This window comes from Agaribacillus sp. DX54, assembly GCF_056858335.1.
In genome coordinates this window covers 1-237 of the sequence record NZ_JBXEQE010000182.1, presented here as the reverse complement: position 1 = coordinate 237, position 237 = coordinate 1, and the positions used below count along the sequence as shown (strand labels likewise).

General features: G+C 52.7%; 1 protein-coding gene. It reads right to left on the bottom strand.

Annotated elements, in window-relative coordinates; genetic code table 11:
• Window positions 1-237: hypothetical protein (locus AC04NP_RS30895; protein WP_482863997.1), on the bottom strand; the 237-nt coding region annotated here is incomplete at both ends.

Genomic DNA, 237 nt, shown 5'->3' with positions numbered 1-237 from the left:
CGCTATCAGGTTCACAGGGGCGGCATCTTCGCAAAATGGACCGGCGGGGGTGATTGTCGCGTCTGGTAAAGCATTGACAACAATAGCTTCAGTATCTGTACCGATACAGCCATTCCCGTCTGTTATCTCATAGGTAATCGTATGCGGTGATGATGCCGATCCGGCTACGGATGGATCAAAAGTACCATTTACCCCATCGGTTATACCGGGACCGGACCAAGTACCTCCTGGCGTCGC